Consider the following 22,306-nt stretch of genomic DNA (forward strand, 5'->3'; position numbering starts at 1 on the left):
CCGTTATCTAAAGAATAGGTATCTTTAACCAAATCGTATATAAAGCTAAAGTCAATTGCTTGATCTATTTTCCTAACCAAATGATCCTCTGGTACCAGATCCTCTATTGATACTAATTCAACTTGAGTTCTCACATCTTCCTTACGCTTTGTTAACATATTTCTCCCCTCACAAGATATTTATTACAATATCTATTATACAAAAAAAGCTTGTAGATTTGTCTAAATAAAGACTTTGTCTACAAGCTGAGACATGCCTAAGGGCATGTCTTTACCATTACACCTGTTCCCACTGATTAAACTAAATCTACAGGATTTACACTTTGAGGCCAACCAACATCTCCTGGGTAAACAAGTAGTGATGAGTTGGTATGATTACTTGAAAAATAAAAACCAGATACAAATGCTAAAGCAAATGTAACTACAACAAGTATTTTACTTACCTTTTTGATAATTCATCCCTCCCATTAAATTTTTATTAGCTAATGCCACTGTTTTATACAGTAGCGAAGCTTGTTTATATCTTCTCTTCTTAAAATAATATTCAGCAAATTCTTCAGCATAAAAACTTAATAATTTCCAAAGCTTATTTTCTTCAAAATATGTTAATGCCTTTTTGATCGATTTTTCATACTCATCATTGCTTTTCTGCTGAAGGTGGAGCTTTGCTTCAATTATTTGAAGAAGGTATTCTTCAATTTTACTCTTCGAAAACCGTTTGGCCTCCTCAAGGAGAGAATTTGCTTTATCAAACATATAAAGGTCAATATAACTTTCCAATATTAAAATATATGTTACTACTAAATCTTGATTATTCATTTTTTTTTTTAATAATAAGCTTTCTGTTAAATAAGTAATACTTTGTTCATATTCATTATTTGATTTAGTTACAAGCCCTAAATTATGCAACACCCTTGGTTTTAAGCTTTCAATTTGATTTTGCTCTATTATCTCAAAAGCTTTTTGAAAATGCTCTTTAGCTTTAACATAATTATTTGATTCCCAATAAAGCACCCCTAACAAATTGTCTGTTTCTGCAACTTTATCCCATTTTCGCTCTTGTAAATGCAAATTTAAGGCAGTTTTTGCGAAGTTAATACCTGTTTTGGCATCATTAAGTTTTGAATGGATTAATGCTAGATTGTAATTAAGAATTGCCCTCTGAATATTTGATTTGACAAGAAATTCTTGTTTTAAAAAATATTTATAACTTCGATAATAATCCTCTTGATGAAAATTAATAACTGCCAACATATAATAATAAACTTCCTTTAAGTCAGTATACAAATTATCTTCATCAACATTATTCAAAAGTGGAACCACTTCTCGTTCAAATATCGTAAACGCTTTATCGATTTCTCCCGTTCTATAGTAATAATAACTTTCTAATAAATAATAAAATGTTTCCTGATAAATCGACTGTATTAAAAAATATGTTTGATTAATATTATTTAGAACACCTTTAGCATCTTCTAATAACAAATTGTCTAACTTCACTTTTAAAGTAAGTAATTGCTGTTCCAATTCGTTATCCTTTTTGTAATAATGTACCAAATAATATTTTGGAACCTTTAATTTTTTTTCCAATGCAAATAAAATATCCTGTGATGGAACAAATCTGCCCGCCTCGATATTACAGTAATGTGAATATGAGACCACTCCTTTAGCAATCTCTTCTTTAGACATATTTAAAGTTTCTCTAAGTTTTTTTATCCGATTCGCAAGTACCACCATATCCCTCCCTCACATTGTGAAAGAACAGAAATGTGAAAGACATACATAATTACAGTTATTATATGAAGTAATAAAATAGATGATTATGAGTCATAAGTATTATTTTCTGAAAATCATCTGTCCAATCACTTTGTAAGTTTGGGAAGATAATACGGTTATTAAGGTGACTCAAAGGGAACAACTTAGGTCCCTTTGAGCCCATTTTGTATAACTGTTAATTGGAACTAGTATCAAAGAAGTAATTTCCTGAACCAGAATATGAATATACCTTAATCGTATAGTAACCAGTTGCTTGTGGATTGAAAGTTACCAATTCTTGACGTTGAACTCCTTCAGATTTACCAACCAAATTCCCCTGTGGATCATATACATAGAGATCAAAATCTGGATAACCACCAAAAAATCCACTAGTCCAATCAGTTATTGTAAGTGTAACAGCAACGGGATTAGTAGTTGACGTTACATTTAAATTCCAATTGTCGTAGTCACCTGAAAATGAAAGATAGCCATTAGCATAATTATGTGCAGGGACTATTGGACCACTACCACTATAATTTCCTGCACTCTTTATAGCGTCATATGCCTGTAAACGTCCTGTACCATAATCAATATCAGCACCAAGTGGCCCCCAATCACTACTTGTATTCATTAAGATTGATTTGATACTACTTGGAGTAATATTGGGATTAGCATCAATCATTAAGGCCATAACACCAGCAGTAAATGGTGTAGCCATACTTGTTCCATTATAAGTGATATATCCATTTGTAGTTCCAGCTTTTGCAGCTGTAATTGCATAACCCGGAGCAACAATATCTGGCTTTATACGTCCATCTGCAGTTGGACCTCTACTTGAGAATTGAGCAAGGTTAAAACCCATTTCTCCAACGTCTGCCATTGCTCCAACTGTAACGGCATCAGCTGCAGCCCCTGGTGAACCAACAGTATATTTGGCTGGTCCTTCATTACCCGCTGCAACTGCTACAGCGATTCCGTTTGCGACCGCATTATTTACGGCAATAGAAGTTGAATCGGTGCCATCGGAGCTAGAAGCTGTCCCTACAGATAAATTAATAACACGAATATTATATACATCTTTATTTTGAATGGCCCAATCAATACCTGCTGTTACAGTACTCATTGAACCGCTTCCCTGGCGATCGAGCACTTTGATACCAACCAGCGCAGCACCATATGCTACCCCTTTGTAATTAGAATTACCTTCTCCTGTTCCAGCAGCAATACTGGAAACATGAGTTCCATGTCCGTTATCGTCATATGGATTGGCTTTACCGTTAACAAAATCCTTCCAACCAATCACTTTACCTTGGTCTAAATCAACATGTGTTGTATCAATCCCAGTATCAATAACGGCAATTACAACGTCATTTTTCGAATAGCTGGTAACCGAGCCATCCATGTCACCTTCTAAACCAAAATCACTTCTGGCCTTTGTTACACCAAACCAATTTGATGCAGTGCCCATTTTCACTTGCACGGGCATGTCATACTCAATTTGCTTAACAAAAGGCATTTTTTGCAGTGCGATAATTTGACCTTTTGTTAAATCAGCAGCAAATCCGTTAAATGCGGCATTGTATTCAAACTTTTTGGTAAACAATCCAATTTTTTTGATTTCCTGTTTTTTATTAGCAAAAGAGGTGTTTAACACAACGATAACAGGAATTTTCGTATTATCATCAATAGCTTTCATTTTTTCTGCTAGATCGTCAAAAATCTTATCCTTATTCTGATCCATTTGTTTAGGAATATTTAGAGCTGGAACATTTTGCTTACCACCTTGGGCTAGAACCATTCCAATGGAACTAAATACAAACACTAAGGTAAAGAGAAATACTAACACTCTCTTTGCCATAAAGTCACTCCCTTATAGATTGTTTTAGATTAGCGCTAATCTTAAAAGTATTATATTGTTAATTTTCTTAATTTTCTATATATTAGATTCATAATAATTAACGAGGATTTTAATATAAATTTATTTTATTTTGCATCCTTTTCTATTGTCGTTTAACAATAATAACCACAATAAAACCACGGTTAAATCCGTGGTGAGAAAATTTTGTTTATCTTTTAGTCATTTTGAGAATATAACTTTAAAACAATGATTGGTTTTATAAATACCAAAAAATATATATATCCGATTAAGATAAATGCTCCAGATAATAGAAAGGGAAGATAATAATTCTTATCAGACAATATAATTCCCGCCAAATACATTGCTACAGCCGAACCTAAACTTCTTAAGACCGCCCGCATACCAGCGAATAAATTACGTTCATCTTCCTCAATAGACTGCATTGTTTGACTCTCAACAATATTGTTTAACATCGTAAAACTTCCTCCACGAAGAAGTAACAAAGGGATAAATAAATATATAGGCATTGATAAATAAAGAACAATCGACATTAAGACATTGGAAAGAAAAACAAAAAAATAGGTTTTTTCCAAACCAATTTTTTCTAAAATATATGGCAGAAGAATAGAACCAATAAATAAAAATAATCCATTTATTGTAAGTACTATAGAAACTGGTTCGTCATTCCAGCCATAGCGAAACTTAACGATTATATTTAAGAATGGAATAACAAATGCGTAAGAAACTCCAATTAATAATGTAAAAGTTGAAAATAACCAGAGATTTCTATTTTTAATTTGCTTGGTAAACTTTTCAAATGAAAGGATATGACTTGTGTTAACATCGCTATCCTTTTCCTGAGGCAGTAATATTCCCCTTATTAGGGCAACAGATAAAATTATTCCAGAAGAAATGAATAAAGCTCCTTGATAAATTGTCGTCTTACCGCCTAACCAACTAGGAAGATATCCTCCAAGTATCGTTCCTATCCCCGTAAATAAGGTGAAAATGGCAAAGAGCATACTGTAAGCTTGGGTTTCTTCTCTATTCGATCGACTGTAATAAAATAATAATTGGATTTCAGATGTAATCAGCAATGTTACGCCTAGTGACATAATAATTTGAGAAATATATATAATAAGAGATCTTACCCCAATACCAATACCGGCATATCCAATACCAATCAAGATTATTCCGCTAACTAGCACTTTCTTTCTTCCATATTTATTGGCTAAAAGACCGCTTGGAATTGAAAAAATACCCATGATTATCGTTCCAACTGATGTGATTCTGCCTATCTCTGCCTCATCGAATCCCAAATCTAGTAAATGAAGGTTAAATACCAACATAAAAATACCAAAACCAATACCTAAAAGAGATTCACTTGCAATAAAACGACGAACACCACTAGACATTTGTAATAGTTTTAATAAATATTTTTTCATATATTATTTTCAACCCTTCTGCTATTATATTGCCATTTCCAAATCTTTGAACTCTAGTTTTTATATTATTTATACCATAATCATTGAAGAGTTGAAATAAATATTCGGTTTAATATTTAATAAAAGGAGAAAAAAATAAATTAGAGAATGTAATACATATAAACATTTCGAATGGAGGCAAAAATGAGAAATTCTGATCGTTTCCTGATTGCTTTTAATGCAATTGAAAAATATTTAAAGGAATATGCTCCAAATGAACATTATCTTCCTTTCTCAAAATTATTACATTATGCTAAAAAATCCAATCCAGTCGTCCGCACATTTTATGAAGATTTAAAGGAGTTTAGCGAGTTAAGAAATGCCATAGTTCACGACACTTTTGATTCCAGCTTTGCAATTGCTGAACCCCATGATAAGATAGTTGAGAAAATAGAACAGATTGAACGCGAGATCTCTCAACCAGTGAAAGTCATTCCTTTGTTCCAAAAAAAGGTTACTTTTTTTCAAGCAGATGACACTTTTATCGACATTTTACGGGTAATCAATAAACATTCATATTCGAAATTTCCAATCTATAAAAATGGTAAGTTAATTGGATTATTAACTAAAAAAGGTATTGTCAATTGGATGGCAAAAAATGTAGATTTAATTGATACAATTGTTTTTTCAAAAATTACTTTAGAAGAATTACTCTTCCATGAAAAAAAACAAAAAAATTTCCTTTTTATTCATAAGGAAATGAACGTATACGATATTAAGGAAATTTATAAAAATAACTTAGAAAAGGATTCAACCAGACTTAGTGCATTATTAATAACAGAAAACGGAAAACCAGAAGAAAGTTTATTGGGAATTATTACTCCGACGGACTTGATTAAGATTCATTGAGAAATGCCATAAAACCCTATCAATAGCCATTGACAGGGTTAGTCTCCTTATTTATATGTTATTGCCTGTTTTCCCATTTGATTATATGCTTTTTCAAAATTTTTCTTTAGTACTTTTCTGTTTTTAATTTTAGCTAGTGGATCATTAAAATAAATATATTTTCTATCGTAACCAGTAATTAAAACACTATGTTCCTTATAGGTTATTCTAATTTTGCCCTTTGGGGTGTACCAAGTTACCCAGTACTTATCTGGTACTTTTGTGAACCAAGTATTTACGATAACCCAAACCGGAGTTTTATTTTTATATAAATGAGCAAGGATATAGTCTAAATTTTTACCAGTTAAATTTATAATTCTGCCAGGTAAGTATCGATTAGCAAGTTCATAGACCGGTTCATTATATACACCATAGCCTGGTTTATTATAGGTATACATATCTCCAACAAAACCAGTATGAGGATTGCCAAAATATATTCGTCCATTTCTTTGTGAGTATGGAGTAGGATCTTTTTTTATCTCTTGAGCAAGTTGCATTTTATTTACATTAGCTCCAGCAAATCTTAACATCATCGCCAAACTAGTCACTTCACACCCTCTAGCTAGTTCTGGTTTTTGGGCAATTAAAGGAACGTCTAATATTATCCTGATGTTAGAAGTCTGTTTTTTTAGATATGGACTTGCGTTAACAATAAAATCCGGTAAAAAAAAATTATTTTGAATTATATTGTATTCATTTGAAGTAAAAATTGCTGTTAACGTTACTACGATTAGTAAAATGATTAAGGCATTTCTCATTTTTACCTCCCATCATGTACTACTTCATATTTTCACTAATTAGTCTTAAACAGATGGGGGTACAATATTTTATATAAATAGTGGTGAAAAGGCTGAATTTTGGGTAATAAAACTTAATAAAAAAACCTTTTTGCCCGCGAAGGTAAAAAGGATTAACATCCCATATTATTCTATCCTAATAGCAATGCTTTTATCTTAGCAATATCTCTTTCATTCTTGGTAATTTTTTGATGAGCCAATTCAATATCTGTTTGTTGAGAAGCAATGACATCTAATTGCTTTTGAATCTTATCCAATTTGTCAGATTGTTCGGCTATAAATGAGTCAACTTTTTTGTTTGTTGCACCGACAATATCGATTAATTGTTTTATCATCATCTCATGCTGGTCCAACCTATTTTCAACATTAGCGAATCTCTTGTCAATTTGTTCGAACCGTTTGTCAATTTGTTCGAACCGTTTGTCAATTTGTTCGAACCGTTTGTCAATTTGTTCAAATCGTTTATTGATTTGATCGAATTGTTGAGTTATCCCATTACGAAATTCCAATAAGAAGTCCATTACTCCTTTTTCCATTACTTATCCTCCTTCCTTTACATGTTTATTCTAACATAATCCAAAGATTTTTTTCATTTTTTTATTTTTAATAAACGAACATGTGTTCTATCTATATTTAATCATTCTGTGTAATTTTTGTCAATATGTTTAGCCTTATAAAAATAAAAAACAACCTAACTCGGGCTTAAAATGCTTAAGTCCGAAAAACGGTTGTTAAAAGCTTCTATGGCGGGAGTGGATGGGAATCGAACCCACCAGGGACTACCTAGCCCCTCACACGGTTTTGAAGACCGGGGAAGACACCAGAACTTCTTCCACTCCCATAAAGTGACGAATAATATCTTAGCATATTTGAGTATTTAATTCAACTATTACTTATACTTATCAATTACTTTCTATCCACATTAAAACCTTCTCAATTATCTTAGGTATTTACCTATTTGTATGTATTTTTGTATCCATTTTAGGTATATCACCATAAATTAATGATGTAGAGATCAACTCAACATAGAAAGAGGAGGAACTTTTTTATGAGTGAAATGGAAGTAAACCAAAAACCAATGAAACCAGAACAAGATCAACAATATCAATATCCTTATGGACAATATCCAATGCAAGATCGGTATGGATATGGTAAATACCCTTCATATGGCTACGGAACTTATCCCGGATATGGATACCCCGGTTATGGTACACCAGGTTACGGAACACCAGGTTATGGCTACCCTGGATACGGAACACCAGGTTACGGCTACCCTGGATATGGGTACTTCCCTTGGTTTGGTTTCCCTGGTTTCGGGCGTAGAGGACGTCGTGGAGGTTATGGAGGCTTTCCTTTCTTTGGAAAACCATATACCCAAGACTTAGATACCGAAGATGTAGAAAGTGCTAATGTTGACGAAACTGAAGAAGCATCAACAGATCTTTTTGGATTCGGATATCCTTTTTACCCTTTCTACCCGTTTTTCGGATTCCCTTTCTTTGGATTCCCATTCTTTAGGTACCCACATAGAAGGTACTATAGATATCCATACTACTATTAATTTAAAAGTTAACGGTGAAGCAAAGTTTTTATGCTTCACCTTTTTCTTAGTAGAAATTCTCCAATAATAATAATTTTTGCTATAATATCTATGTAATATGTACAAGTAAATAAAGGAGTTAATATATATGCAAAAACACTATATTGTAGGAACTGCTGGGCATATTGACCATGGTAAGACCACGTTGTCCAAAGCTTTGACAGGTAAAGATACTGACCGATTAAAGGAAGAAAAAGCAAGGAATATTTCTATCGAGTTGGGATTCGCTCCCTTTAAACTGCCTAATAACGATTATGTATCTCTAATCGATGTACCCGGACATGAAAAGTTTATTCGTCATATGGTAGCAGGTGTTGGTGGGATAGATCTTGTTTTACTTATCATTGCTGCTGATGAAGGGATTATGCCCCAAACCAAAGAACATTTACAGATCATTGACTTACTAGGAATAGAACATGGAATTATTGTATTGACAAAAAAAGATTTAGTAGACCAAGAATTTTTAGATTTAGTAGAAGAGGAAGTAAGGGAGACATTAAAAAAATCTAATCTTATAAACGCTCCAATAATTTCTGTATCAAGTGTTACCAATGAAGGAATTGAAGAGTTGAAACAGTTGATTCAAGAAAAATTAAATCAAATCCCGGAACGGATTAGCTCTGGCTTCTTCAGAATGCCAATAGATCGTGTTTTCACATTAAAAGGCATAGGAACAGTAGTTACAGGGACAGTCTATTCCGGGAGCGTAAAGATTGGACAAGAATTAGAGATAATGCCCTCAAATCATAAAGTACGCATAAGAAGTCTTCAAGTTCACTCAAATAGTGTAGATGAAGCTTTCGCGGGTCAACGTGTTGCGATCAATCTTACTGGCATTGAATTAGATGAAATTAACCGTGGCGATTCCATTGTTACTCCTAATCATTGGGAACCTAGTAAGCGAATTGATGTTGAGTTAAATATTCTTGATGATATAGATTTTTCCATAAAACAAAATAGTGAAGTTAAGTTCCATATTGGCACATCCGAAGTCTTAGGAACATTAATTATGTATGATCGCAAGGAGGCACAACCTGGTGATACAATCTATGCCCAAATTAAATTAGAAGAACCAATCATCTCTTCCCGTAAAGATCGTTTTATCATTAGAAGACCATCACCTTCAACTACAATAGGAGGTGGAGTCGTCATTGAGCCAAATGCTATAAAGCATAAATATCGCCAAGAAACGATTGAACAGTTAAAGCAAAAAAGTAAAGGTACCCTTGAAGACCTACTATTGCAACAGCTTATGGAAAACGAAAAAGTCTTTTTAACACTAAATGATCTTTCAAATACATTGATATTGCCAGAAAACGAATTAAAAGAAGAACTTAACAAACTGAAAGATCAAAAAAAAATAATGGAATTTAGCAATGGAAAAGTAACTTTCTTTGCTTCAACTCATGTATTTAATAACTTACTTAAAGAAATTATAAAACACTTGTCTATTTACCATGAAAAGTACCCATTGAGGATGGGACAACCTAAAGCTGAATTTACAAAACAATTTTTCACAAATCTAAAGCCAAAAATCATTCAAGTAATCTTTTTGTATCTAGAATCAGAACAATACATTAAAATTAATGAAGAATATATCTCAATGTACGATTTTCAGCCAACATTACCAAAACATCTACAACAAAAAACGGAGCAACTGGAAAAGAAACTGATCAATCAGCAACTAAAACCTGATAGTTGGGACGAACTTACCAAGAGTTTGGAAATCAATGAAAAGGATAAAATTGAAATATATAATTATTTAATCAATCTAAGAAAAATATTGAAGCTAACGGATAAAATGGTTATCCACTACCAAACTTTCGAAAAATTAAAACAAGAGGTTACATACTTTTTAAGCAAAGAGGGACAAATAACATTACAACAAGCAAAAGAGTTATTAGGGGTATCACGAAAATATTTAGTTCCTTTAATGGAACTTTTAGACCAAGAAAAGGTAACAGTATTAAGACAAGGAAAGAATTATCGTGAGCTACGTAAACAATAAATTCAAGTAAATTCAATAATGAAAAAGTACCATGAACAAAAAATGTTAAAGCACCTTCAATCAGAAACTTCCTAAACGACAAAAAAGTCGAGAATAGTAGCAATAGCTAGCTATCCTCGACTTTTTATAATTAACAATCTACATCCCTATACTCTAAATTTAGACAATAGATTTTTCAAATTTTCAGCCATCTGCGCCAATTCATTAGCTGAATTTGAAATTTCTTGGGAAATTGCAACTTGTTCTTCTGATGAAGCCATTAGATTCTCGCTTTTGTTAGCTATTTGATTAGAAACATCAGCAATTTGGGTAACGTCTTCTACAGCGCTATTGGTTCCGGTAGCCATTTCATTTATTGATTCAGCAACCTCAGCTAGCTGATCAGCAACACTTCTAAAAGAGTCTAATATCACTTTAAATGATTCTTCGGTTTGATCAACATATTTAATACCTTGGTCAACTGCCACGGCAACATTATCGAATTGAGTAAAAGTGTGTTCAGTTTCTTGCTGAATATTAATAATTATCTCCCTAACTTGCCCAGCGGCTCTAGCTGTTTCTTCAGCTAATTTCCTTACCTCTTCTGCTACTACCGCAAACCCCTTCCCTTGTTCTCCAGCACGTGCCGCCTCAATTGCTGCGTTCAATGCTAAGAGATTAGTCTGTGATGATATTTCAGTAATTAAATCAATAATATTTCCAATATCAACTGAATGTTGTCGCAATACTTCTAAACTCTTTCCGGATTCTTTTACAGTAATATCTATTTCATTAATCTGCTTAGCCATTGAGTTAACAAATTCCATTCCTTTTTCTCCAGCTATCTTAGCTTCCCTAGCTTTTTCATTTACGTCTTCAGTACTGGAAGAAACTTGTTGATAGCTAGCAGCCAATTCTTCCATTAGTCCAGAAATATTTTCAACATTATTCTCCTGTTGTTTCAAATCTAAATGAATCTTCTCAATTGACTCTGCTACATATCCAGCTGATTTATTTGTTTCCATTGCCGAATCATTTAATTGTTCAGCAGAAGAAGCTACCATCATAGCAGACCTACTAACTTCGCTGATCAAATTATTGATGGAATCAATGGCTCTGTTAATATTATCGGCTAAATCTCCAAGTTCATTTTTAGAATTAATATTTACTGTACGCGTAAAGTCACCAGAACCCATATATTCCATCGCTTTACTTATTTTATTAATCGGTCTCACAATCATATTGGAAATAAAATACGAAAATATAAAGACAGTAATTATTGTGATAGCAATGATTAAGAAGGTAGTATATTTTATCTTATTCACCCACTGATAAAAATTTTCTTCATAAGTTGAACTACCAATAATCCAATCCCAAGGTTCAAAATACCTCATATATGTAATTTGGTTTCTATATGGTTCATCACTTGAATTTCTCCATTGATACTGATAAAAACCTTCTTTTTGTTCAACAATTTTTTCAGGTACTTTTTGCCCGTGTAAATTTTGACCTTCCAGATAAGGGTGCATTACAGCGGTCACATCAGAATTGAAAGCATACATGTAATCATCTTCGCCAACAACTAAATTTTTATTTTTTAATTCCCGTGTTCCATCATCCAACTTTGGACCTATTAATTGTTCACGTAACTTTTCTTGAGCAAAATATATGGCAATTTCCCCATTTTTAGCACGTTCATTTAATTCTTCTGCCATCTGATAAGCAGTATCGACCGATTTTTTTAACTGTTCCATTCCTTGATCAATCAGTGAATTTTTAGCCAACTGGTAACTAATTATACTAGCAACAATTAAAGGTACAATTGAGATGATTAAAAACCAAAACATAAACTGCTTTCTTAGTCTTATTTTTTTGGTAAATGTTAGAATTTTCAATATTCATTTCTCCTCCATTGTGAAAATAACCTTTGCCTTGGGATAGATACCTTTATTATAAGCTTGTGTTTTTTAAAAATCTAGGCGCAGAGCCGAATACTTTTTGTATATTACTTAAAATAATAAAAATTAGCACCTCTAAATGACAAGAGGTGCTAATTCAATTTAGGTTATAAAAAAATTGATACAATCAATGTTGCAAACAAACCAACTACCCCTAATCCAATCGCCCAAATTCCTAGAACATCGCCTTTTCTATAGGCAAAATATCCAAAAATAATACTTAGTGGAGCGACAAAGTAATATCTGAAGGTGAACAAGGATAAAATCGCTAATATTACTCCCGTAACCCCAATTACAGTCCATCCATTAGTTTTGTCATTTTCCCGACTTTCCACATCTTCCTTATCTTCAACATATGTGAAATCCGGTGTTAAAGAAGGAGCTGACAACTCAGCTGAAAATTCCTCATCAGCATGTTTTTCATTATCAATAGGTGCCATTCTCTTTGGCATGTTAACCCCCCTACCTATTCTCTTGTAACCTTTCTTTTGGATCAATATTTATGCTTCCATCCGGACGTAACGCTGTAGTTTTCGCTCTTGGATTGGCTATTTTTCTTGGGCCAGGGAAGTTCTTTGCTTTATTTCGCACAGCAATCACTCCAAGTATTGTATCAATCTATCGGTTTGAATGTATTACAAATTGTTTCCATCTTATCATTTGCATGTTCTGAGCGATAATTGTAATCAGCAAATTCAGCAGAATAATCATTATTTGCATTCTTTTCAATATCAACTACGATCGCTTCAGCATTACATACGTTTCCTTCGCCATTATAATAGCAGTTCTCTACACTACACTTAACTTCTGGCATCATATCACCTCCTTATTACTTATGCTTTGCAATTTACCCATAAATGTATCATTGATAATTTATCCATTACTTCTTTTTATTACAGGGGTTATTAACACATTGTCTTAACCTGCTGTATAATAGGTTATAATGTGAGTATTAAAATATATAGAAGGTGACTTGGATGGTTATTGACATAAAGTATGAAGATGCACAAAAAAAAGATCATTTTTTAATAATTGATGTAAGATCTCCAAGCGAATTTTTGGATGCAACCATTCCTGGAGCAATAAATATACCTCTATTTGATGATCAAGAAAGAGCAATCGTAGGTACTGCATATAAAGAACAGGGGCCTGATAAAGCCAAAGAAATTGGTCTACAAATCGTTTCCCCTAAAATCCCTCAACTAATACACAAAATTAAAGCTGCTTTAGCTGGAAATAAAATACCTTTGTTTTTTTGTTGGCGTGGTGGAATGAGAAGTAAAACAATGGCCACCTTATATGATTTAATGTTTCAAGACGCCTATCGATTAGAAGGAGGTTATAGAGCTTATCGAGAATATATTCTCAAGCAAATTGATGAGTTCGAAATTAAAATCCCAACTTTTGTACTTCATGGAATGACAGGGGTTGGAAAAACAAGTATTTTACATAAATTAGAACAGATGGGCGTTACAGTTGTCGATTTAGAAGGATTGGCTGGACATAGGGGATCAATTTTTGGAGGAATCGGTAATGTTAACCCTGTGAATCAAAAAACTTTTGACTCTAAAATTTATGAAATTTTTAAGCAAATTAAGAAAGCCAGAGCAATAGTAATTGAGGCTGAAAGCAAAAGAATTGGAAAGATTTTAGTTCCCGATAATATTTTAAAAGCAAAAGAAAATGGTTATCACATTTTAATAAATGCCGATATTAATGTTCGTATTGAAAGGATAATAGAAGAGTACAATCCTGAAAAAAATAAAGATTCAATATCTGAAGCTATAACGAAAATTTTGAAAAGAATTCCGACTGAGCATAGAGAATCGATCACTTCAGCTTTAGAACGTGATGATTTTTATACGATCGTTGATATCATGCTCAATTATTATTATGATCCACGATATCGACATTCAACTACCCAATATCAAGGAGCATTTTATGAAGTTAATAGTGATGATCTTAATGAAGCAACTATAAATATTTTCAATTACATTCAGCAAATATTGAATGAAACAGAAGTCTTGGTTAAATAAAAACGCATAAATAATAATTATCTCTCCAAACTAATAATAATACTGTTTTCATCAACAGGAGAGATGTCTTTTGAAACAAAAGTTTAATGTTACAACCTTTATGATAATTACATTGATCATTTTGGTATTTGTAGTTGATTTTTCACAAACTGACATTAATAATAAGTCAGATGTATACTTTAAATCCAATTCTAATAATTATCTAGAGAAAAATATTGAAGATAATTACATCTACAAAGATGCTTTATTAACTGCAAATTTTCAACTTAAACAATTGGTAAGCCAATTACAAGTAAAATTAAATAATCTTAACAATAGAGAAAATCTTGATAAACTAATAGAAAAAAACCCCAAAATAATAGAAATTTCCTATATTAAAAAAAATACTTTATCTATCAAGGATAGTAAAGCAATAACTTATCTTTATCCATTAATATCCACTATCATGAAAGATGACAAAGGATATTTTGTTATAGTTACAATCCCTGTTATTACAAAACATCAATTAGTCTATTATAAAATAAAAATTAAAATGGATGTTATTGCTGAACTTGAAAAAAAACAGCAATTACGAATGTACACTGTAACTAATTTACAAAATAACAAATGGAAGACAACTCCAACAAAATATTCTCCAAGAAAAAAACTCGGTTTATCCTTAAACGATCAAATTAAAAACTTAAAACCAAGGCCAGAAGATAAAGGGATAAGTCATTATATCAACAATGAAGTGGTTATTAAATTTAAAAAAAGCGCTTCAGAGCGATACATACGAAACCTTTTATCCAATTATGATTTAAAGATAAAAAAACGTAGAGATCATACGATAATAGCTTATAGCACTAGTAAAAGCACCAAGACTATTATCAAATTGCTAGAAGACAACTATAATTCGCTAATTGAGTATGTAGAACCCCATTTTATCTATTTAACAAATGAAATTAACGACAATACAAACCTTATCCCCAATGATAATCTTTACTTAGATTATCAATGGAATTTGCCATTGATATATACAGAACTAGGTTGGAAGAAAACTCGAGGAGCTGAGGACGTTATTATAGCAGTTATCGATACAGGAGTTGATTTGAATCATCCTGAATTTTCTGGAAGGCTAATTGACGGATATAATGTGATTGAACCATCTTTACCTCCTATGGATGATGATGGACATGGGACACACGTAGCAGGAATTATTTCAGCCAACACCAATAATAATCAAGGAATAGCTGGGATTACTTGGTTTAACAAGATTATGCCTATTAAAGTACTTGATCAATCTGGAGCCGGGACATTGTTTGACGTAGCCGAAGGCATAATATGGGCAACAGATCACGGTGCAAAAGTAATCAACCTCAGTCTAGGAAATTATGCAGAATCAAAATATTTACACGATGCGATAAAGTATGCATATTCAAAGGATGTTGTAATTGTAGCTGCTACTGGTAATGATAATACTGATGAATTAGGATTTCCTGCAGCATACCCTGAAGTTATTGCGGTGTCGGCAATTGACTCTAACAGAGATAGAGCCGAATTTTCTAATTACGGCTCCTATATTGACGTAGTAGCGCCAGGGGTGAATATTCCTAGTACCTATCCTGACGAACAGTACGCAGCACTATCTGGGACGTCTATGGCGAGTCCTCATGTAGCAGGATTAGCCGGATTAATTCGATCGATTAATCCTGAATTAACCAATAATGAAGTTGTTGAAATTATTAAAAAAACTGCTACTGACCTTGGGATGCCTGGAAAAGATCCTTATTATGGCTACGGACAGATAAATATTTTAGAAGCTATCAATTATTCTGAACTTTTTTCTAAAAATAATGAAATAGAAAAAGATGGTTTCATTTCTTGGTTAAAAGAGATCTTAAAAAAATACTTTTCCTCTAATCAATAGTGCAAAAAACCACCCGAAATGGGTGGTTTTGTTCTGATATTACTATTGCTGAATAGCTTCCATAATCTTTTGAAGGAAAATCTCTTCTGGGACAGCTCCTTCTTGTTCAGCTTTACCATCGTTAAAGACGATTTTCGGTACTCCCATTACATTGTGTTTGTTGGATAACTCTGGGAATTCCATCGCTTCAATCATTTCACCACGAATATGTGGATTTATCATTGCCATATGATGAGCCACGCGAACCGCGCGAGGACAGTATGGTCAGGTAGGTGTTACGAAAACTGAAATATTTACATCTTGTGTAATTTGCTTAAGTTGCTCGATTGTCGCAGGTGACAATGCTGTTTTGTCATTTGCTATATCAATAATATCTTCAATTAGGGTACTGAACTCGTATCCTGATGGGATACCATAGAAACGAACCCCTGTATCTGTTCCATCCTCTTTTACAAAGACGATTGCTGGGTATTTGTCAACACCATAACGATTTACTTCATCAGGGTTTTCATCTTTGTCGAAGAGCTGAAGGTCAATTTTATCAGATAATTCTGCAAGTTCTTCTAGGATTTCTTTTGTATCCTCACAGTAGTCACATCCCTCCTTAGAACTGAAGAATCGAATGTGGGCTGTGCCTTGCATCTGTTCAGCAAACATGTTGCGAATCGTTTCTCGGTCTTTTTCATCAATCTTCGCCATCTTCATTAACTCCTTTTTATTTATTTTAAGGAAAAGATCTATATTATCCTTTCCTTCTTTATGTAAATTATATTCATAAACACCTTGATCTATAAGTTTTTGTAATATATCTTTAGAAAGCCTCATTATTAGTATTATTAAATACTTTTTGGATTCTAATACATATATGATCAATGCGTAATAATTTACATATTAGTAATCAAAATATTATTCAATTCTAGGTGATGGTTAATAAAAAACATACCCCTATAGGTATTTTATTATATCTCTATAAAAAAAACAACTTCTTTAAACACTTAAAAAAATTTTAAAATATATAACTGGGTCATACCAATTTTTTAGTAAGCTCTTTTCTAAAAGATTGTGCTATTTACTCATAATTAATTACCAAATTTTTCAATATAAATGTTATAATAAATCTGGGAGTGATAATAATGTTAAGATCAATATTAGTAATCATAACGATACCCTTAGTAATCATTCATTTCACTATTCTATACTTTTGGGTTTTTGATTGGCGAAAATTGGTTACACAAGTAGGCTTAATCAGTTGGATTAGCTCAATTATATTAGGTATTATAGTCTATTTTGCTTATCGAGAGTCAATTAGAAATCAGAAATTTACTGTTGTCAGTAGAAAAATATTATTCAGTTCGACTTTAATGACTATCGTTTTAGGTGTTCTTGCGTTAGTCATTGAAGCAATTACAAAGTCAATGCCTTAGAAGTGGGATGATTTATAAGCGTAATGATAAAAATAAAAAAAAAGAAACGATACACTTTTAAGTATATCGTTTCTCGTTACTAACTATTTATGCCAATCTAAATACTACCCCTAGGCCACCTTTAGGGTATCTCCATTCAATATTATTGAAAGGACAACCTATTCTACAACTACCACATTCATGACATCCTTCGAAACCTACAAACATTCTGTCTCCTTCCCATTTGTAGACTTCCCCAGGACAGAAAACGGTACAGTACTTTTCCTTACATTTAGTCTTACATATATCATGATCTTTTATAACTAAATGAGACTCTTTGTCAGAAACAAAACGGGTTAAATATTGTAACTCTTCAATATCAACTTTTTTTAGAGGTTCTGACATCATTTCATCACCTTCCACATGCGGTATAGGTCAATAGCTGTCTTAAACATACCACGTTCTTGAACCATACCGATAATTTTCTTTTGTTTATCCCACTTAGAAGTACCATCTACAGTAAACATTTCGCTAGCAGCTCGATTTAGTAAAGGTAAATATTCGTTGAAATACTGAGGTTGTTTAGCCATCATATGTGTAGCATCTTTATATTTCTTTAAGTCTTGACCAACAAAACTTTCCATCAATTTAATACGATAGGTGTCCAAAACATTCTCAGAAAAATCATTTACTTCTTTTGCCATAATCGCTGTTTCTGCTGCCAACTTACCTGATGCCATAGCTAAGTTAGATCCTTCTCTATGAATTCCATTTACTAATTGAGCTGCATCCCCAACAACCATTACACCATGACCAACAAGTTTAGGAATTGAATGATAACCACCTTCAGGGATTAAGTGAGCCAAATATTCCTTTGGTTCTCCACCTTCAATTAGCTTTCTAACCATTGGATGTTGTTTAAAGGTCTCTAATAATTCATGAGGACGTACATTATTTTTAACTAAATCAGATAGTAAAGTACCTGTACCAATACTGATACTATCTTTATTTGTATAGATAAAACCAGTACCTACCATTCCCTTTGTAGAGTCACCAAAAACCTCGATAGTAGCACCTTGATTTGGTTCTAGGTTAAAACGATCTTCAATTTTTTCTGCTGGTAAATTAATTACTTGCATAGTAGCTAGAGCAACTTCACTTGTTTTCAACTCTTTATGGAAACCTAGCTGTTTTGCTAATAAAGAGTTAACGCCATCGGCCAAGATAACAATATCAGCATAAATGTCTCCATCAGGACGATCAGTTCTAACTCCAATAACTCTACCATCTTCAACGATAGCTTCAGTTACAACTGTTTCATTTACTAATAGTGCACCTTGCTCTACTGCCTTTTTAGCAAACCATTGGTCAAACTGCGCACGGAATACAGTAAAGTTATTATGAGGAGGTTTAGCCCAGCTTAAATCCTTATGTCCAAATTGGAAAGCTGAGTTTTCGTCTAACATCCAAAATCTTTGTTCAACAATTGGACGTTGTAATGGTGCCTCATCTAAAAAATCTGGAATAATTTCTTGTAATTGATGACGGTATAAAACACCACCCATCACGTTTTTAGCTCCAGGATATTCTCCACGTTCGATCATGATTACTTTAAGTCCTGCCTTTGCTAAAACATTAGCTGCGGCAGATCCGGCAGGTCCTGCACCAACAATGATTACATCAAACTTTTCAGCCATTGTTTACTTCACCACTTTTCTTGGCAAGTTTCTTAAATTCTTCGATAAATTTAGGAACTATTTCAAATGCATCTCCTACAATTCCGTATGTGCATTTCTCAAAAATTTGCGCGTTAGGATCTCTATTAATTGCAACAACAATTTCTGAGTTCTCCATACCAACAGTATGTTGAACTGCACCAGAAATACCTATTGCAAAATATAGTTTCGGAGCTACAGTTGTTCCGGTCTGACCCACTTGCTCAGAATGTTCAGCCCATCCAGCTTCAACAGCATCACGGCTCGCTCCTACCGCAGCACCCAATTCCTTAGCTAAATCCCTTATCAACTGGAAACCTTTCTCATCTTGTAATCCTTTACCACCAGCTACAATTATGTCTGCATCACCAAGACGAATTTTATCACTTACTTCTTGAATAACTTCAATAACTTTTGTTTTTAAATCTTCCTCATTAAGATTAATAGTTTCTTCTATTAACTTACCTTTTCGTCCTTCAACTGGCTTGATAGCTTTGAATACCTTTGGACGCACTGACGCCATCTGTGGTCTCTTTTCTTTACATAGAATGGTCGCCATAATGTTACCACCCATTGCTGGGCGAGAAGCTTCAAGTAATCTATTTTTCATGTCAATATCTAATCGAGTAGTATCGGCAGTTAAACCAGTACCTAATTCAGTTGCTACAGTACTAGCTAGATCACGACCAATTACTGTTGCACCAAATAATAGAATCTCTGGCTTATACTTTTTAACAACATCCACAACCCCAACTTGGTATGCTTCAGAACGATATTGTTCAAGTACTGGATCATCGATTAGATATACTGTATCTGCACCATATTGATATAATGTATCGACTAAGTGACCAACCTTATATCCTAATAGAACTCCAGAAAGTTCTACCCCTAACTTATCTGCTAACTTACGTCCTTCTCCCAATAATTCAAGGGAAACTGGAGTTATCTTACCATTACGTTGTTCGATAAAAATCCATACACCTTGATACTCAGAATCTGGTAACTTAACCTTTGGTTTTTCTTCTTCTTTAGCCACAGTATCCTTTTTTTCTTCAGTCTTAGCTTCTTCTTGAACAGTTTCTTCCTTATTTTCTTCCACTGCCTCGCTCTTGGCACCGTTTGGTAATGTGATTGCGTCAGTAGGACAAACTTCGATACATTCTCCACATTCTACACACTTATCAGCAATTACTTCAGCCTGTGAATCCCCTAAGAAAAGAGCTTCATGTGGACAGGTATCGATACAAGCACCACAGGAAATACAAACACTAGATATTGATACTGCCATTTTATACTCCCTCCTTAGCGAATAATCCATGGACATTAATTAACTTATCCATTACGATGTCTACTACTTCTTGTGCTGTACCTTCTATTTTTTCTCCACCAGATTGCTTTGGTGGCGCAAAAATCTTACCAACAACTGTAGGTGAACCCTTTAATCCTAATTGACTACGATCTACTTCAATATCATTAGTAGTCCAAATAACAGGTTCATACCTTGCAGCTTTAATCATATTTGTCAATGGTGAATAAGTTAGCTCATTAATTTCTTTTTCAACTGTAATTAGACATGGTAATTTTGATTCTACAATCTCATGCCCATCTTCAAGCTTTCTTCTAACACGTATAACATTATTATCTTGAGAATAGCTTTCTACTTTATCAACTTGAGCTAATACCGGAATGTTCATTCTTCTTGCAATTCCTGGTCCAACTTGGGCAGTATCACCATCTATTGCTTGTTTACCAGCAAAAATTAAATCTACTGGTTCTTTTTCAGCAATCTTATTGATTGCTTGAGTTAATGCATAACTAGTAGCCAATGTGTCTGAACCTGCAAAAGCACGGTCAGAAATTAGAACACCTTCATCAGCACCTAATTCGATGGATTTTTTGATTACTGCTGTGGCCATAGGTGGGCCCATAGAAACAATGGTAACTTTGCCGCCATACTTTTTCTTTAGTCGAACAGCTTCTTCCACAGCATGTGCATCGTAAGGATTAATAATAGACGGAGCACTACTTCGATCAAGTGTGTTAGTTACTGGGTCCAACTTAACTACACTTGTATCAGGAACTTGTTTGACACATACTACAATATGCATACCATAATCACATCCTCTCCCCTATTCATTTACTATTATTGTTTCTTTTTAAGATATTTTTATTAAAAAAATAAAAATATTCTAAGGCAAAATTATTGTTTGAGAAGTGTTTCACAAACTAATACAATTTAAATATAGACAATAAGATAACAAGTTGCAATGTATATTTTTAGAAATTATTGAATTTTTAAATATATTCCTCCTTTTACTGAGTAAGATACTCATAGTTTGCTCAACATTACTATATTAGCATAAAATCTAACAATAAGTAAGTAAAGCTTGTAACAATTTGTTCATATTTTAAAAATTAAATTAATAATATGCTAGTATAATGATATATTAAGAAGTAATTATATCTTAAGAAATTACTGAAAAAACATACCTAATTTTAAAAGGTAGTGTCAAAAGTTCTATGAAAAATTAAACGTTTGGTGAAAAAGAAATTAAGAATGACAAAATTGGGGAACAAAGAACTTCACAAAGGGTTAAACAAGTATAGCAAAAGCATGACTTCATTTAAACAGTGACAAAAAAGAGCATACTGAAGCAGACTCTTAAAACAGAGTCTAATTAATACTGTTAGATTAAGCAGACTGTTGCTCTAAAATAAATTCCTGTGACAACTCAATAAGTTTAGACCACCTAGCAGGCATATGTGGTAAAGAAGCTAATTCAGGAATCACAACAGGTACTCTTTTCTCAAGAGCAGCATGAGGTCTTAGGAAATTAAAATAAGCAACAAACAAAGTGACAAAAGAAACTGAGCCTTCATCAGAGTTAAAACCATTAGTAGCCCTGTAATTACCTTTAAAGGT

The 22,306-nt window shown here is 33.1% G+C and carries 21 protein-coding genes, 1 tRNA gene and 2 pseudogenes; 6 read left to right on the plus strand and 18 right to left on the minus strand.

The genetic code is table 11. The annotated features are described in order from the left end of the window. The 4 genes from BHF71_RS11540 to BHF71_RS06460 form a co-directional block, all read right to left on the minus strand. A partial coding sequence (locus tag BHF71_RS11540; RefSeq protein WP_084024202.1) for a transposase occupies window positions 1-158 on the minus strand: 158 nt, incomplete at its 3' end. Between the two features lie 276 nt (window positions 159-434). Further along, window positions 435-1,730 carry a helix-turn-helix transcriptional regulator gene (locus BHF71_RS06450; RefSeq protein ID WP_069656855.1) on the minus strand — a complete coding sequence of 432 codons (1,296 nt, stop codon included), beginning with the start codon at window positions 1,728-1,730 and terminating at the stop codon, window positions 435-437. Window positions 1,731-1,947: 217 nt separating this feature from the next. After that, on the minus strand, window positions 1,948-3,609 hold the full coding sequence (locus tag BHF71_RS06455; protein WP_069656856.1) for a S8 family serine peptidase: 1,662 nt from the start codon (window positions 3,607-3,609) through the stop codon (window positions 1,948-1,950). Window positions 3,610-3,824: 215 nt separating this feature from the next. Beyond that, a complete protein-coding gene (locus BHF71_RS06460; protein WP_069656857.1) occupies window positions 3,825-5,054 on the minus strand; it encodes an MFS transporter in 1,230 nt (409 codons plus the stop codon). A 183-nt stretch (window positions 5,055-5,237) separates the two neighbouring features. On the opposite strand from BHF71_RS06460, the gene BHF71_RS06465 reads away from it, so the two are divergent. Next, window positions 5,238-5,942, plus strand: coding sequence for a CBS domain-containing protein (locus BHF71_RS06465; RefSeq protein ID WP_069656858.1), 705 nt, complete (start codon window positions 5,238-5,240; stop codon window positions 5,940-5,942). A 47-nt stretch (window positions 5,943-5,989) separates the two neighbouring features. Here BHF71_RS06465 and BHF71_RS06470 read toward each other — a convergent pair whose 3' ends face one another. From BHF71_RS06470 to BHF71_RS06480, 3 genes are all read right to left on the minus strand, one after another. Further along, window positions 5,990-6,739: a C39 family peptidase gene (locus tag BHF71_RS06470; protein WP_069656859.1), complete on the minus strand. Its 750-nt coding sequence runs from the start codon at window positions 6,737-6,739 to the stop codon at window positions 5,990-5,992. Window positions 6,740-6,909: 170 nt separating this feature from the next. Beyond that, entirely contained in the window at window positions 6,910-7,314 is a 405-nt protein-coding gene (locus BHF71_RS12320) for a hypothetical protein (protein ID WP_069656860.1), read from the minus strand. A gap of 208 nt (window positions 7,315-7,522) precedes the next feature. Next, window positions 7,523-7,618 (minus strand) — tRNA-Sec (locus BHF71_RS06480). A gap of 208 nt (window positions 7,619-7,826) precedes the next feature. Here BHF71_RS06480 and BHF71_RS12090 point away from each other — a divergent pair. Further along, window positions 7,827-8,339 carry a hypothetical protein gene (locus BHF71_RS12090; protein WP_069656861.1) on the plus strand — a complete coding sequence of 171 codons (513 nt, stop codon included), beginning with the start codon at window positions 7,827-7,829 and terminating at the stop codon, window positions 8,337-8,339. Window positions 8,340-8,466: 127 nt separating this feature from the next. Next, a complete protein-coding gene (selB, locus tag BHF71_RS06490) occupies window positions 8,467-10,386 on the plus strand; it encodes a selenocysteine-specific translation elongation factor (RefSeq protein ID WP_069656862.1) in 1,920 nt (639 codons plus the stop codon). Between the two features lie 146 nt (window positions 10,387-10,532). Here the strand turns inward: selB and BHF71_RS06495 are convergent, their stop codons facing one another. The 4 genes from BHF71_RS06495 to BHF71_RS06510 form a co-directional block, all read right to left on the minus strand. Continuing rightward, entirely contained in the window at window positions 10,533-12,260 is a 1,728-nt protein-coding gene (locus BHF71_RS06495) for a methyl-accepting chemotaxis protein (protein WP_069656863.1), read from the minus strand. Window positions 12,261-12,430: 170 nt separating this feature from the next. Next, window positions 12,431-12,775: a hypothetical protein gene (locus BHF71_RS06500; RefSeq protein ID WP_069656864.1), complete on the minus strand. Its 345-nt coding sequence runs from the start codon at window positions 12,773-12,775 to the stop codon at window positions 12,431-12,433. Between the two features lie 10 nt (window positions 12,776-12,785). Continuing rightward, window positions 12,786-12,914, minus strand: a complete 129-nt coding sequence (gene sspK, locus BHF71_RS06505) for a small acid-soluble spore protein K (RefSeq protein ID WP_069656865.1) — start codon at window positions 12,912-12,914, stop codon at window positions 12,786-12,788. Between the two features lie 22 nt (window positions 12,915-12,936). After that, complete coding sequence (locus BHF71_RS06510) at window positions 12,937-13,137, minus strand: DUF1540 domain-containing protein (RefSeq protein ID WP_069656866.1); 201 nt, start codon at window positions 13,135-13,137, stop codon at window positions 12,937-12,939. A 163-nt stretch (window positions 13,138-13,300) separates the two neighbouring features. Here BHF71_RS06510 and mnmH point away from each other — a divergent pair, with 163 nt between their 5' ends. After that, window positions 13,301-14,359 carry a tRNA 2-selenouridine(34) synthase MnmH gene (gene mnmH, locus BHF71_RS06515; RefSeq protein ID WP_069656867.1) on the plus strand — a complete coding sequence of 353 codons (1,059 nt, stop codon included), beginning with the start codon at window positions 13,301-13,303 and terminating at the stop codon, window positions 14,357-14,359. Window positions 14,360-14,429: 70 nt separating this feature from the next. After that, window positions 14,430-16,265: a S8 family peptidase gene (locus BHF71_RS06520; RefSeq protein ID WP_069656868.1), complete on the plus strand. Its 1,836-nt coding sequence runs from the start codon at window positions 14,430-14,432 to the stop codon at window positions 16,263-16,265. Window positions 16,266-16,307: 42 nt separating this feature from the next. Here BHF71_RS06520 and BHF71_RS12195 read toward each other — a convergent pair. Continuing rightward, window positions 16,308-16,517, minus strand: a pseudogene (locus BHF71_RS12195) (thioredoxin family protein); the annotation flags it as partial. A gap of 12 nt (window positions 16,518-16,529) precedes the next feature. Further along, on the minus strand, window positions 16,530-16,964 hold the full coding sequence (locus BHF71_RS06525) for a thioredoxin domain-containing protein (protein WP_218064929.1): 435 nt from the start codon (window positions 16,962-16,964) through the stop codon (window positions 16,530-16,532). Between the two features lie 434 nt (window positions 16,965-17,398). Here BHF71_RS06525 and BHF71_RS06530 point away from each other — a divergent pair, with 434 nt between their 5' ends. After that, window positions 17,399-17,689 carry a hypothetical protein gene (locus BHF71_RS06530; protein WP_069656869.1) on the plus strand — a complete coding sequence of 97 codons (291 nt, stop codon included), beginning with the start codon at window positions 17,399-17,401 and terminating at the stop codon, window positions 17,687-17,689. Window positions 17,690-17,776: 87 nt separating this feature from the next. On the opposite strand, the gene BHF71_RS06535 is transcribed toward BHF71_RS06530, so the two are convergent. The 5 genes and pseudogenes from BHF71_RS06535 to BHF71_RS06555 form a co-directional block, all read right to left on the minus strand. Beyond that, window positions 17,777-18,073, minus strand: coding sequence for a ferredoxin family protein (locus tag BHF71_RS06535; protein WP_069656870.1), 297 nt, complete (start codon window positions 18,071-18,073; stop codon window positions 17,777-17,779). Beyond that, complete coding sequence (locus tag BHF71_RS06540; RefSeq protein ID WP_069656871.1) at window positions 18,073-19,365, minus strand: FAD-dependent oxidoreductase; 1,293 nt, start codon at window positions 19,363-19,365, stop codon at window positions 18,073-18,075. The genes BHF71_RS06535 and BHF71_RS06540 overlap by 1 nt, the downstream gene beginning before the upstream one ends. Beyond that, window positions 19,358-20,671: an FAD-binding protein gene (locus BHF71_RS06545; RefSeq protein ID WP_084024346.1), complete on the minus strand. Its 1,314-nt coding sequence runs from the start codon at window positions 20,669-20,671 to the stop codon at window positions 19,358-19,360. Before BHF71_RS06545 ends, BHF71_RS06540 begins: the two co-directional genes overlap by 8 nt. A gap of 1 nt (window position 20,672) precedes the next feature. After that, complete coding sequence (locus tag BHF71_RS06550) at window positions 20,673-21,491, minus strand: electron transfer flavoprotein subunit beta/FixA family protein (RefSeq protein WP_069656872.1); 819 nt, start codon at window positions 21,489-21,491, stop codon at window positions 20,673-20,675. Between the two features lie 584 nt (window positions 21,492-22,075). Then, window positions 22,076-22,306 (minus strand): annotated as a pseudogene (locus tag BHF71_RS06555) (DDE-type integrase/transposase/recombinase); the annotation flags it as partial.

Origin of the sequence: Vulcanibacillus modesticaldus (genome assembly GCF_001730235.1) — a bacterium.
GTDB lineage: Bacteria > Bacillota > Bacilli > Tepidibacillales > Tepidibacillaceae > Vulcanibacillus > Vulcanibacillus modesticaldus.